The sequence below is a fragment of the Nonomuraea terrae genome (assembly GCF_004348995.1).
Classification (GTDB): Bacteria; Actinomycetota; Actinomycetes; order Streptosporangiales; family Streptosporangiaceae; genus Nonomuraea; species Nonomuraea terrae.
The window spans coordinates 24,387-36,151 of record NZ_SMKQ01000074.1 but is presented as its reverse complement, the minus strand read 5'-3'; the positions used below and the strand labels follow the sequence as shown (position 1 = coordinate 36,151).

The following is an 11,765-nucleotide window of genomic DNA, read 5'->3' as shown; positions in this document are numbered from 1 at the left end:
GGTCTCGGGTGGGGGGCGCTGACCGCCGAGTTCGCCTGGCGGCGCGTCACGCCGGGGCCGCGCACCCCGGACGAGGTGCTGCGCATGGTGCTCACCAGCGTGGTGATCCCGCCGGTCGCCTGCGCGCACCGGCTGCGGGGGGAATGGAAGGTACGCCGATGACCGATCGCATGCGCGGGCGCGTGCTCGTGGCCCGGCTCGACGACGCCGGGGACGTGCTGCTGGCCGGACCCGCCGTGCGGGCCGTGCGCACGCTGGCCCGCGAGGTGGTCTTCCTGGCCGGTCCGCGTGGCCGGGCGGCCGCGGAGCTGCTGCCCGGCGTCGACCGGGTGGTCACGTGGCACGCGCCGTGGATCGACCACACCCCGCCGCCCGTCACCGAGGAGCGGGTCGCCGATCTGGTCGGCAGGGTGCGCGGCGTGGACGAGGCGGTGATCCTCACCTCGTTCCACCAGTCGGCGCTGCCGCTGGCGCTGCTGCTCCGGCTGGCGGGGGTCGGCCGGATCACCGCGATCAGCAACGACTACCCCGGCTCGCTGCTGGACGTCCGCCACCGGGTGGACGAGGACGTCGACGTGCCGGAGGCCGAGCGGATGCTGGCGGTGGCGCGGGCGGCCGGGTTCGAGCTGCCCGACGGCGACGACGGCGGGCTCGCGGTCCGGCGGCCGCTGCCGGACATCGGCGCGTTCGCCGGCGACGGTTCGTACGTCGTGGTGCACCCCGGTACCTCCGCCCCCGCCCGTACGTGGCCCGCGGAACGGCACCGGCAGACCGTCCGGGAGCTGACCGAGGACGGCCACCGGGTCGTCGTGACCGGCACCGAGCGCGACCTGACCGCCTACGTCGCCGGCGGCGACGCCGCGGACCTGGGCGGCCGGACGACGCTGGCCGAGCTGGCCGCCGTGATCGAGGGCGCCGGCGTGCTCGTGACGGGCAACACCGGCCCGGCGCACCTGGCGGCGGCGGTCGGCACCCCGGTCGTGAGCCTGTTCGCCCCCGTCGTCCCCGCGGCGCGGTGGGCGCCGTACGGGGTGCCCGCGGTGCTGCTCGGCGACCAGGACGCGCCCTGCCGGGGCACCCGGGCGCGCCTGTGCCCGGTGCCCGGACATCCGTGCCTGTCGCAGGTGACCAGTGAGCAGGTGGTCAAGGCAGTGAGGGAGCTGACGCAGTGAAGGTGGATCTCATCTCGGAACACGCCGACCCGCTGGCCGCGGTCGGAGGCGTGGACTCCGGCGGCCAGAACGTGCACGTCGCCGCGCTGGCGGTGGCCCTCGCCGAGCGCGGGCACACGGTCGTGGTCCACACCCGGCGGACTTCGCGGGAGCAGCCGGAGTCGGTGCCCCTGGCGCCGGGCGTCACGGTCGAGTACGTCACGGCCGGCCCGGCGGCTCCCGTGCCGAAGGACGAGCTGCCGCCGTTCATGCCGGAGTTCACCGAGCGGCTGGCCCGGCGCTGGTCCGAACACCCACCGGACGTGATCCACGCGCACTTCTGGATGAGCGGCCAGGCGGCGCTGCGGGCGGCGCGCGGCGTGCCCGTGGTGCAGACGTTCCACGCGCTCGGCACGGTGAAGCGGCGCTGGCAGGGCGAGGCCGACACGAGCCCCGCGCACCGCCTGGAGACCGAGCGGGAGATCGGCCAGCGCGCCGACGCCGTGGTGGCCACCTGCAGCGACGAGGTGGGCGAACTGGTCGCGATGGGCGTCCCCGAGCACCGCGTCATGGTCGTGCCGTGCGGGGTGGACCTGTCGGCGTTCTGCCCGGAGGGTCCGGTCGCACCGCGTACGGACGGCCCCATGGTGCTCAGCATCGGCCGCATGGTGCCGCGCAAGGGCGTGGACACCGTGATCAGGGCGTTGCGCCAGCTGCCCGGGGCGGAGCTGGTGATCGCGGGCGGCAGCCGGGACGACACGGAGGTCGTCCGGCTGCGGGAGCTGGCCGAGGGCTACGGCATCGACGACCGCGTCCACGTGATCGGCAGCGTCCCGCGCCGGGAGGTCCCGGCGCTGATGCGCGCGGCCGACGTGGTGGTCACGGTGCCGTGGTACGAGCCGTTCGGCATGGTGCCGGTGGAGGCGATGGCGTGCGGCGTGCCGGTCGTGGCCTCGGCGGTCGGCGGCCACCTGGACACGGTCGCGGGCTGCGGCGTGCTCGTGCCGCCGCGCCGCCCGCGGGCGCTGGCCAGGGCGCTGAAGGACCTGCTCGGCGACCGGGAACGGCGGGCGGCGCTGGGCGCCGCCGGGGCGAGGAGGGCCCGCGCCCGCTACGGCTGGCCGCGCGTGGCCGAGCAGACGGAAGCCGTGTACGCGCAGGTCATCGACGGAAAGGTGTGCCGCCTGGCGGCCCTGGGGGGTTGATCATGGATGCTCATCTGGAAAAGCTGTGGAACACCCTGGAGAAGGTCGACGACCACGCGGTCACCGTCCGGGCCTGGGGCGGCAAGCTGGCCGGTGTGCTGGCCGCCGGAGGCAGGCTGCTGGCCTGCGGCAACGGCGGCTCGGCCGCGGAGGCCCAGCACCTGACGGCCGAGCTGGTCGGCAGGTTCCGCGACGACCGGCGGCCGTACGCGGCGATCCCGCTGCACGGCGACGCCTCGTCACTGACGGCGATCGTCAACGACTACGGCGCCGACGAGGTCTACGCCCGCCAGGTGCGGGCGCACGGCCGGCCCGGTGACGTGCTGCTGTGCCTGTCCACCAGCGGCTCCAGCGCGAACGTGCTGGCCGCGGCCCGGGCGGCACAGGAGAGCGGGGTCCTGGCCTGGGCCCTGACGGGGCCGGCGCCGAACCCGCTGGCCGACCTGTGCGACGACGCGGTCGCGGTGCCGGCCGAGGAGACGGCGACCGTTCAGGAAGTGCATCTGGCCCTGATCCACCTGCTGTGCGACGCGGTGGAGGGGGCGCTGTGACGGGACCGCTGGTCGTTCTGGGGGACACGCTGCTCGACGTGGACGTCGAGGGCGAGGCCGAACGCCTCTGCCCCGACGCGCCCGTGCCGGTGGTGGAGGTCTGCGCCGAGCAGGCCCGCCCCGGCGGGGCGGGCCTGGCGGCACTGCTGGCCGCCCGTGACGGCGCCGAGGTCGTGCTGGTGACGGCGATCGGCGATGACGCCGACGGGCACCGCCTGTGCGCGCTGCTGTCGGAGGAGGTCGAGCTGGTACGGGTCCCGCTGCGCGGCGGCACCGTGCGCAAGACCCGGGTCAGGGCACGCGGCCAGACGCTGGTCCGGCTGGACACCGGCGACGGCACGGCCCGCTACTCGCCCACGCCGGAGGCGGCCGAGGCGATCGCGGCGGCCGGGGCGGTGCTGGTCTCCGACTACGGCAGGGGCGTGGCCAGGATGGCCGGGGAGCTGCTGCGCGGGAGCGACGTGCCGGTGGTGTGGGACCCGCACCCCAGGGGCGAGCGGCCGATGCCGGGCTGCGCGTTGCTGACGCCCAGCGAGGCGGAGGCCAGGCAGCTGTGCCCCGACGGCTACCACGGCCCGGACCAGGCCGCCCGCAGCCTGGTCCGGGCCCTGCGGGCCAAGGCGGTGGCCGTCACCACCGGCGAGCGCGGGGCCGCGCTGGCCGTGGAGGGCGGCCCGCTGACCCGGGTGCCGCCGCCGGTGCGGGCCGGCGGGCAGGACGCGTGCGGGGCGGGCGACCGGCTCGCCAGCGCCGCGGCCCTCGCCCTGGCCGGCGGCGCCGACGCGGAGAAGGCGGTGATCGTCGGCGTCGGTGAGGCCTCGCACTTCGTGCAGCGCGGCGGCGCCGCCGGCGTCAAGGTGCAGGAGCAGCGGCTCGGCGACCGGCCGCGCACGGCGCTCGAGGTGGCCAAGCTCACCCGGGCCTCCGGCGGCCGGCTGATCGCCACGGGCGGCTGCTTCGACCTGCTGCACGCCGGCCACGTGAGCCTGCTGCGGCGGGCCAGGGCACTGGGCGACGCGCTGGTCGTCTGCGTCAACTCCGACGACTCGGTACGCCGGCTCAAGGGCCCGTCCAGGCCGATCGTGGACATGCGCGACCGGGTCGAGGTGCTGCGGGCGCTGGGCTGCGTGGACGCGGTGATGGTGTTCGACCAGGACACCCCGGCCGCCGCCATCGAGCAGCTGCGTCCCGACGTGTGGGTGAAGGGCGGCGACTACGAGGGGGAAGAGCTGCCCGAATCCGAGGTCCTCGGCAGGCTCGGCGCGGAGATCGTCGTGCTGAGCACGCTGCCGGGGCGTTCGACAACGAATCTGATCAGGGAGATCCAGTGAACATTTTGATCACCGGGGGAGCCTCCGGGCTGGGCCTGGCCACCGCCGAGGCCGTGGAGAAGGAGGGCTGGAAGGCCCTGGTCGTCGACGTGCGCGCGCCCGACCAGCGCTTCGAGCACGTCACGGCGGACCTGGCGGACCGCGGCGAGGCCGAGCGGGCCGTACGCGAGCTCGCCGAGCGGGCCGGCGGCCTGCACGGCGTCGTGACGGCCGCCGGCATCGACGCGTGCGGCCGGCTGGAGGACGTGCCCGCCGACGACTGGGAACGCGTCATCAAGGTCAACCTGCTGGGCACCGCCTCGGTCGTGCGGGCGGCGCTGCCGTACCTGAAGCACACCAGGGGCACGGTCGTCACCTGCGCCTCGACGCTGGGGCTGCGGCCGCTGAGCGACGCCTCGGCGTACTCGGCCTCGAAGTTCGGCGTCGTCGGCTTCACCAGGGCGCTCGCGACCGAGATGCGCGGCGAGGTCGGGGTCACCCTGCTCATCCCGGGCGGCATGCGGACGGGCTTCTTCGACGGCCGTCCCGAACAGTACAAACCGGGCCCGGAGGCGGGGCTGAACGACCCGGCGGACGTGGCGCAGGCCGTGGTCTTCGCGCTGCGGCAGCCGGCCGGTTGCGAGGTGAGAGAGCTCGTCGTCTGCCCCTCCACGGAGACGTCATGGCCCTAGACCTGCTGGTGCTTCGCGGGCTCGGCCTGGGCGACCTGCTCACGGCCGTGCCCGCGCTGCGGGCGCTGCGGCAGGCCTTTCCCAAGCACCGGATCACCCTGGCCGCGCCCCGGGCGCTGGACGCCCTGCTGCCGCTGACCGGCGCGGTCGACGCGAGCGTCGATGTGTCGGGCCCCGGCCCGGTGCCGTTCCAACGGCCGGACATCGCGGTCAACCTGCATGGGAAGGGGCCGCAGAGCATCGACGCGCTGCGCGCCACCGACCCGGGCAGGCTGATCAGCTTCGGCACCGGCCCGCCGTGGAGGGACGGCGTGCACGAGGTACGGCGCTGGTGCGAGCTGCTGGAATGGCACGGCATACCGGCCGACCCGGCCGACCTGACGCTGGGCATCTCCGACCGGACGGGCCCCGCGATCGTGCATCCGGGGGCCGCCTTCCCGGCGCGTCGCTGGCCGCCCGAGCGGTTCGCCGAGGTCGCCGGCGCGCTCGGCGACGACGTGGTCGTCACCGGCACCGAGAACGAGGTGCCGCTGGCCAGGAAGGTCGCCGAGCTGGCGGACCTGCCGCCGGAGCGCATGCTGGCCGGGCAGACCCGGATGGCCGACCTGATCGACCTGGTGAGCACGTCGCGGCTGGTGGTCTGCGGCGACACCGGAGTGGCGCACCTGGCGACCGCGTTCTGCGTGCCGTCGGTGGTGCTGTTCGGGCCGGTCTCCCCCTCGTTGTGGGGGCCGCCGCCGGGCTGGCGGCACGTGGCGCTGTGGGCGGGGCAGAACGGGGATCCGCATGGGGAGCGGCCCGACCCCGGCCTGCTGAAGATCGAGGTATCCGAAGTCGTCGACGCTGCCATGGAGGTCACGTCATGAGGGCTCTGGTCACCGGGGGCGCCGGGTTCCTCGGCTCCTATCTGTGCGAACGGCTGCTGGACGAGGGCGCGGAGGTGATCTGTATGGACAGCTTCCTCACCGGGGGCCCGCGCAACGTCGAGCACCTGCTCGACCGTCCGCAGTTCCGGCTCATCGAGTGCGACCTGACCGGGTACGTGCACGTGTCCAGCGGGGTGGACCTCGTCCTGCACTTCGCCTCGGCCGCCTCGCCGGCCGACTACCTGCGCTACCCGATCGAGACCCTGCGGGTCGGCAGCGTCGGCACGCTGCACGCCCTGGGCCTGGCCAGGGAGAAGAACGCCCGTTTCGTGCTGGCATCGACCAGCGAGGTGTACGGCGACCCGCTGGAGCATCCGCAGAAGGAGACGTACTGGGGCAACGTCAACCCGGTCGGCCCGCGCAGCGTCTACGACGAGGCCAAGCGGTTCGCCGAGTCGCTGACCACCGCCTACCGGCACTCGCGCGGCGTGAACACCGGCATGGTGCGGATCTTCAACACCTACGGCCCTCGCATGCGGCCCTTCGACGGCCGGGCGATCCCGACGTTCATCCGGCAGGCGCTGACCGGCGAGCCCATCACGATCACCGGGGACGGCTCGCAGACGCGCTCCATCTGCTACGTCGACGACACCGTGTCGGGGATCATGGCCATGGCCGCCAGCGACTTCGACGGGCCGGTCAACATCGGCAACCCCGACGAGCTGACCATGCTGGAGCTGGCATCCATGATCAAGGAGCTGGCCGGGTCGTCGTCGGAGATCACGTTCGTGGACCGGCCGGCCGACGACCCGAAGGTGCGGCGGCCGGACACGACGCTGGCGGCCGAGCGGCTCGGCTGGCGGGCGAAGGTGCCCGCCGCCGAGGGGCTCAGGCGCACGATCGCGTGGTTCGCCAAGGAGCTGGCCGCCATCGAACAATTGGAACGCGCCAAGGTCTGAGCCGCCGCGGCTCGTACCGTCAGAGGGCGACGCCGAGCAGGGCGTCGGCCAGGTCCTTCACCAGAGCGGGGGCGGCCGGGTCGGAGCCCTGCCCCGCCAGCGCCTGCTCGACCCAGGCGTCGATCGCGGCCAGCGCGCCCGGCGCGTCGAGGTCGTCGGCCAGCCGCTCGCGCACCCGGGCGGACAGCTCCTCGGCGGGCGGCGCGGCGGCGAGCGCGACGGCCGAGCGCCACCGCGCGAGCCTGCGCTCGGCCTCGGCCACCAGGCCGGGGGTGTACTCCCAGTCGGCCCGGTAGTGGTGGGCCAGCAGCACCAGCCGCACCGCCATCGGGTCGTGCTCCTGGCGCAGCTTGGAGACGAAGACGAGGTTTCCCTTGGACTTCGACATCTTCTCGCCGTCGAGCCCGACCATCCCGGCGTGCGTGTAGAACTTCGCGAACGGCCACTCCCCCGTCGCCGCGTGCCCTTCGGAGGCGCCGCACTCGTGGTGGGGGAACGTCAGGTCGGAGCCGCCGCCCGCCACGTCGAAACCGCCGCCCAGGTTGTCCAGGGCGATCGCGGTGCACTCGATGTGCCAGCCGGGCCTGCCGCGCCCGAGCGGCGACTCCCAGGCGGGCTCGCCGGGACGCTCGGCCCGCCACAACAGCCAGTCGAGCGGGTGGCGCTTGCCCGGCCGGTCGGGGTCGCCGCCGCGCTCGGCGAACAGCGCCAGCATCTTCTGCTCGTCGTAGCCGGACACCTGGCCGTACTTGGGGGCGTCGGCCACGCTGAAGTAGACGTCGCCGTCGAGGACGTACGTGACGCCCTTGGCGGCCAGCTTGGAGATCAGGTCGGCGACCCGGCCGACGACCTCGGTGACCGCGACGTACTCGCGGGGCGGCACGATCCGGAGGGCCTCCATGTCGCTCCGGAACAGCTCGATCTCCCGCTCGGCCAGCTCCTGCCAGTCGACGCCGGTCTGCTCGGCCCGCTCCAGCAGCGGGTCGTCGACGTCGGTGGCGTTCTGCGTGTAATGCACCTCGTGGCCGGCGTCGCGCCACAGCCGGCCCACGAGGTCGAAGGCCAGGTAGGTGTTGGCGTGGCCGAGGTGGGTGGCGTCGTAGGGGGTGATGCCGCAGACGTACATGCGCGCGGTGGGCCCGGGATCGGTCTGCCGCACCTGCTTGGCCGACGTGTCGTAGAGACGCAGCGGAACGCTCTCACCTGGGAGCTTGGGGATGTTGGGGGCAGACCACGATCTCATGCCAATGAGCCTATCCGTCCAGATTCGCCGTCAGGTCGGCGAACTCGTACGTCACGCCCTCAGGCGTGATCGCGACCTCCATGGCCGACAGGGACGCGAAAACGCGGCCGTCGGGCAGCTCGTGCCGGATGATGAGCGCGGCCCGGTCGGAGGACGGCCGCTCCTTGATCAGCTCGCCCCACTCGGCCGCCTCGCGGAAGCGCGGCAGGTACGCCACCACCCGCTCGCTGTCGGGATCGAGACCCGAGTTGACGACCATGCTGGTGCCCTCGGGCAGCTCGGAGACGGCCAGGCGCTCGCCGTCCCAGCTGAACAGCCGCACCCGCGCCAGGTCACCGACCACCAGGTGGAACGGGTCGTAGTGGGTCAGGTCGGTGTCGGGCATCTCCCCCGTGTACGCCGCCCGCAGCGCCAGGTCGCCCCGCGAGACCTTGGTCGTCTCGTTCGCGGGGGTGCCGTGCCCGTTCAGCAGCGCCGCGGCGCGACGGGCCGCCGGGTTGACGGCCAGCCAGGTGCCGCCGGCCTTGAGGTCGCGCCCGCCGATCACGCCCGGGTACTCCGGCCAGTGCTCGCCGGGCCCCTCCCAGGGCCGGTCGGTGAACTCGTCTCTCACCCCGAGGAACGTGAGCGGCCGCCCGGTCCTCACGATCAGCGTGCACATGGGCAAAGCGTAATCTACGTGTTCGGGATGATCAGATGGGGGGCCAGGGTACGGCCGGCCACCCCTCCGACGGGTACGGGTGCACTCCCGTGTCGAGCAGCCGCCTGACCCGCCGCCACGTGGCCTCGACCTCCGCCAGCGTCAGCAGCTCGCGCAGCCGCCGCCCCAGGGAGCCGGACTCGATGTCGCGCTCCAGCTTGGCCAGCACCGCCACCGCCTCGCGGGCCAGCGGCTTGCCGCGCCACTGCCACAACACCGTGCGGAGTTTGTCCTCGACGGCGAAGCAGACGCCGTGGTCGACGCCGTACACGTGGCCGGTGGGCAGCGGCAGCAGGTGACCGCCCTTGCGGTCGGCGTTGTTGATCACCGCGTCGAACACCGCCATCCGGCGCACCACCGGATTGCGGCTCCTGACCAGCCGCATGAGGTCGATCTCCCGCTCGGTGTCGATCCACAGCTGGCACATGCCGGGGCCGAAGGGGCCGTCGCGGTAGACCGTGGGCGGCACGACGCGCCAGCCGGTCGCCTGCGAGACCTCGAACGCGGCCACCTCGCGCGCGGCGAGGGTGCCGTCGGGGAAGTCCCACAGCGGGCGCTCGCCGCGTACGGGCTTGTAGACGCAGGCCGCCTTGCGGTCGCCCAGCGTGACGGAGCAGTAGAGGGTCATGTTGGTCGCCTCGACCAGGCGGCCCGCGACCTCCAGGCTGCCGTCGCGCAGCAGCGTGAGCGCCTCGTCGTCACGCATGGTCTGAGGCGGGGCTGGGGGCTTGATGGCCGGTTCGCTCTCGGGAGCGGTCATGAAGCCGCCTCACCCCCGCGGTAGCCGTTGAGTCGGACGCAGACATGCCCGGCCGCGTCGAGCGGCTGGCCGCACAGGGGGCAGGGCGGCCGGCCCGCGGCGACGATCTTGAGAGCGCGCTGGGTGAAGGCGCGTGCGGCGCCCGCGCTGATGCGCACGCGCAGCACCGCGGGGTCGGCGTCCTCGGCGTCGTCTTCGTCGATGACCTCCTGCGCCTCGATCACGACCTGCGACTTCTCGGCGTCCCAGGCCAGCGCCATGGTGCCCACCCGGAAGTCCTCCGAGACCGGAAGGTCGAGGGGACCCTCGTCGGTCAGGTCGGCGGGGGCCAGCGCGGGCACGTGAGCGGTGCCCCCGCTGAGGCGCAGCACCTCGTCGAGCAACTCGTCCAGCCTGCCCGCCAGCGCCGCGACCTGCAATTTCTCCAGCGACACCGTGGTCAGTCTGCCCTCGGCCCTGGCCTGCAGAAAGAAGTGCCGCGCGCCCGGCTGCCCGAGGGCGCCGGCGACGAACCTCTCCGGTGGGTCGTAGTCGAAGACCGGCATAGCCTGACCTTACGTGGTTCCTGATCCACCGCCGACGGCGGCATCGCTCCCGGTGATGTTTTCTCCCCCGTCTTTCTCCTCCGAATCCTCGGGGAGCCTCAATTCCCCCATATCGTTGATCCTGAGAACAAAGGGACGCAAGGGGGCATAGCGAATCACGGTGAGAGCGGCCGGATCGGCCGTTATCCGTTGAAAATGATCGAGATGGAGGCCCAGCGCGTCGGCCACGATCGCCTTGATCACGTCGCCGTGACTGCAGACCAGGTATACAGCCTTCTCCCCCAGGCGTTGATTCCACTCCCGGACGGCGGAGACCGCCCGGTGCTGCATCTCGGCCAGCGACTCCCCTTCCGGAAATGTCGCCGCGCTCGGGTGCGCCTGGACGACCTGCCACAGCGGGTCCTTGGCGAGTTCCTTCAGCGGCCGGCCGGTCCAGGCGCCGTAGCCGCACTCGATGAAACGCTCGTCGATCTGGACCTCGAGCTCGCGTCCGCCGGACACCGCCTGCGCCGTTTCCCTGCAGCGTTCCAGCGGACTGGAGACAATGGCGTCGAGCCCGACGCCCGCGATGCGCCCGGCGAGCGCGGCGGCCTGCGCCCGGCCCGCGTCGCTCAGATGCACCCCTGGGGTGCGGCCGGCCAGCACCGGCCCGGTGAGGTCCGTCAGCCCGTGGCGGGCCAGAAGCAACGTGGTCACCAAGCCAGTGTCGCAGGCGTCGATCACGACGTTTCATCGGCCCGGACGGTACCCTGGCGGGATCATGGAGCAGCGCTATGTCGGCCACAGCGGTCTGTCGGTGTCCCGGCTGGGGCTCGGCACGATGACCTGGGGCCGTGACACCGACGCGGACGAGGCCGCCGCCCAGCTCCGCACGTTCCTCGACACCGGCGGCACCCTCGTCGACACCGCCGACGTCTACACCGGCGGCGACGCCGAGCGGCTGCTCGGGCGGATGCTGCGCGACTCCGTCCCGCGCTCGGAGCTGGTCATCTCCACCAAGGCGGTGGTGACGCCGGCCGGTCGCCGGCCGCGCGACGCCTCCCGCCGCCATCTGATCGCCGCGGTCGACGCCTCGCTCAACCGCCTCGGGCTCGACTACGTCGACCTGTGGCAGCTGCACACCTACGACGACGAGGTGCCGCTGGAGGAGACCCTGGGCGCGCTCGACGCGATCGTCTCCTCGGGGCGGGCGGTCTACGCCGGCGTCTGCGACTACACCGGCTGGCAGCTGGCCGCCGCCGCGGTCGCCCAGAAGTCCGTGCCCGGCCGCATCCCGATCACCTCGGCGCAGGCCGAATACTCCCTGCTGGCCCGCGAGCCCGAGCGCGAGCTGCTACCCGCCGCCGCCCACCTGGGGGTGGGCGTGCTGGCCTGGTCGCCGCTGGGGCGCGGGGTGCTGACGGGCAAATACCGCACCGGCATCCCGGCCGACTCGCGCGCCGCGACGCCGCACTTCGCCGACTTCGTCCGGCCGTACCTCGACGAGCGCAGCCGCCGGGTCGTCGAGTCGGTGATGACGGCCGCCGACGGGCTCGGCGTCACGCCGCTGGCGGTGGCCCTGTCGTGGGTGCGCGACCAGCCCGGCGTGGCCTCGGCGATCGTCGGGGCGCGTACGCACGCGCAGCTCAAGGGTGTGCTCCTGGCCGAGGACGTCGTGCTGCCGCGGGAGATCCGGGAGGCCCTCGACGATGTGTCGTCCCTTGACTGACTTAGAACCCGAGGCTCTCTCGCGTATCACTAGTCGATACCGAATCGCAACTTTACCCGTCAAACGCCTGCGTCT

Annotated in this window: 13 protein-coding genes; 8 read left to right on the top strand and 5 right to left on the bottom strand. The window is 73.4% G+C overall.

What is annotated here, in order from left to right; all coding sequences use genetic code 11:
- Nucleotides 1–158: 158 nt before the first annotated feature.
- Genes E1286_RS23295 through E1286_RS23265 form a run of 7 tightly spaced genes read left to right on the top strand, consistent with a single transcriptional unit; the run spans nt 159 to nt 6,734 of the window.
- Entirely contained in the window at nt 159–1,172 is a 1,014-nt protein-coding gene (locus E1286_RS23295) for a glycosyltransferase family 9 protein (protein WP_246075059.1), read from the top strand.
- Nucleotides 1,169–2,356: a glycosyltransferase gene (locus E1286_RS23290; protein ID WP_132615561.1), complete on the top strand. Its 1,188-nt coding sequence runs from the start codon at nt 1,169–1,171 to the stop codon at nt 2,354–2,356. The genes E1286_RS23295 and E1286_RS23290 overlap by 4 nt, the downstream gene beginning before the upstream one ends.
- A 2-nt stretch (nt 2,357–2,358) precedes the next feature.
- On the top strand, nt 2,359–2,907 hold the full coding sequence (locus E1286_RS23285) for a D-sedoheptulose-7-phosphate isomerase (RefSeq protein ID WP_132615560.1): 549 nt from the start codon (nt 2,359–2,361) through the stop codon (nt 2,905–2,907).
- Nucleotides 2,904–4,238: a PfkB family carbohydrate kinase gene (locus tag E1286_RS23280; RefSeq protein WP_132615559.1), complete on the top strand. Its 1,335-nt coding sequence runs from the start codon at nt 2,904–2,906 to the stop codon at nt 4,236–4,238. Before E1286_RS23285 ends, E1286_RS23280 begins: the two co-directional genes overlap by 4 nt.
- On the top strand, nt 4,235–4,909 hold the full coding sequence (locus E1286_RS23275) for an SDR family oxidoreductase (RefSeq protein WP_132615558.1): 675 nt from the start codon (nt 4,235–4,237) through the stop codon (nt 4,907–4,909). The genes E1286_RS23280 and E1286_RS23275 overlap by 4 nt, the downstream gene beginning before the upstream one ends.
- The gene (locus E1286_RS23270; RefSeq protein ID WP_132615557.1) at nt 4,900–5,775 is read left to right on the top strand and encodes a glycosyltransferase family 9 protein; all 876 of its coding nucleotides are present in this window, start codon (nt 4,900–4,902) and stop codon (nt 5,773–5,775) included. The genes E1286_RS23275 and E1286_RS23270 overlap by 10 nt, the downstream gene beginning before the upstream one ends.
- Nucleotides 5,772–6,734 carry a UDP-glucuronic acid decarboxylase family protein gene (locus E1286_RS23265; RefSeq protein ID WP_132615556.1) on the top strand — a complete coding sequence of 321 codons (963 nt, stop codon included), beginning with the start codon at nt 5,772–5,774 and terminating at the stop codon, nt 6,732–6,734. The genes E1286_RS23270 and E1286_RS23265 overlap by 4 nt, the downstream gene beginning before the upstream one ends.
- Nucleotides 6,735–6,753: 19 nt before the next feature.
- On the opposite strand, the gene mshC is transcribed toward E1286_RS23265, so the two are convergent.
- Genes mshC through E1286_RS23240 form a run of 5 tightly spaced genes read right to left on the bottom strand, consistent with a single transcriptional unit; the run spans nt 6,754 to nt 10,678 of the window.
- A complete protein-coding gene (gene mshC, locus E1286_RS23260) occupies nt 6,754–7,983 on the bottom strand; it encodes a cysteine--1-D-myo-inosityl 2-amino-2-deoxy-alpha-D-glucopyranoside ligase (protein ID WP_187368208.1) in 1,230 nt (409 codons plus the stop codon).
- Nucleotides 7,984–7,987: 4 nt separating this feature from the next.
- Nucleotides 7,988–8,638, bottom strand: coding sequence for an NRDE family protein (locus E1286_RS23255; protein WP_132615554.1), 651 nt, complete (start codon nt 8,636–8,638; stop codon nt 7,988–7,990).
- A 31-nt stretch (nt 8,639–8,669) separates the two neighbouring features.
- On the bottom strand, nt 8,670–9,383 hold the full coding sequence (locus E1286_RS23250; protein WP_246075058.1) for an SCO1664 family protein: 714 nt from the start codon (nt 9,381–9,383) through the stop codon (nt 8,670–8,672).
- Nucleotides 9,384–9,433: 50 nt separating this feature from the next.
- Complete coding sequence (locus E1286_RS23245; protein ID WP_132615552.1) at nt 9,434–9,982, bottom strand: DUF3090 domain-containing protein; 549 nt, start codon at nt 9,980–9,982, stop codon at nt 9,434–9,436.
- A gap of 9 nt (nt 9,983–9,991) precedes the next feature.
- Nucleotides 9,992–10,678 carry an MSMEG_4193 family putative phosphomutase gene (locus E1286_RS23240; protein ID WP_132615564.1) on the bottom strand — a complete coding sequence of 229 codons (687 nt, stop codon included), beginning with the start codon at nt 10,676–10,678 and terminating at the stop codon, nt 9,992–9,994.
- A 64-nt stretch (nt 10,679–10,742) separates the two neighbouring features.
- On the opposite strand from E1286_RS23240, the gene E1286_RS23235 reads away from it, so the two are divergent.
- Entirely contained in the window at nt 10,743–11,690 is a 948-nt protein-coding gene (locus E1286_RS23235) for an aldo/keto reductase (protein ID WP_132615551.1), read from the top strand.
- Nucleotides 11,691–11,765: the final 75 nt, after the last annotated feature.

What these genes read in the sequence shown, in the direction of transcription:
- E1286_RS23245 (WP_132615552.1), bottom strand. Translation starts at nt 9,982, where the DNA reads ATGCCGGTCTTCGACTACGACCCACCGGAGAGGTTCGTCGCCGGCGCC.
- E1286_RS23235 (WP_132615551.1), top strand. Translation starts at nt 10,743, where the DNA reads ATGGAGCAGCGCTATGTCGGCCACAGCGGTCTGTCGGTGTCCCGGCTG.
- E1286_RS23295 (WP_246075059.1), top strand. Translation starts at nt 159, where the DNA reads ATGACCGATCGCATGCGCGGGCGCGTGCTCGTGGCCCGGCTCGACGAC.
- E1286_RS23270 (WP_132615557.1), top strand. Translation starts at nt 4,900, where the DNA reads ATGGCCCTAGACCTGCTGGTGCTTCGCGGGCTCGGCCTGGGCGACCTG.
- E1286_RS23265 (WP_132615556.1), top strand. Translation starts at nt 5,772, where the DNA reads ATGAGGGCTCTGGTCACCGGGGGCGCCGGGTTCCTCGGCTCCTATCTG.
- E1286_RS23250 (WP_246075058.1), bottom strand. Translation starts at nt 9,383, where the DNA reads ATGCGTGACGACGAGGCGCTCACGCTGCTGCGCGACGGCAGCCTGGAG.
- E1286_RS23285 (WP_132615560.1), top strand. Translation starts at nt 2,359, where the DNA reads ATGGATGCTCATCTGGAAAAGCTGTGGAACACCCTGGAGAAGGTCGAC.
- E1286_RS23255 (WP_132615554.1), bottom strand. Translation starts at nt 8,638, where the DNA reads ATGTGCACGCTGATCGTGAGGACCGGGCGGCCGCTCACGTTCCTCGGG.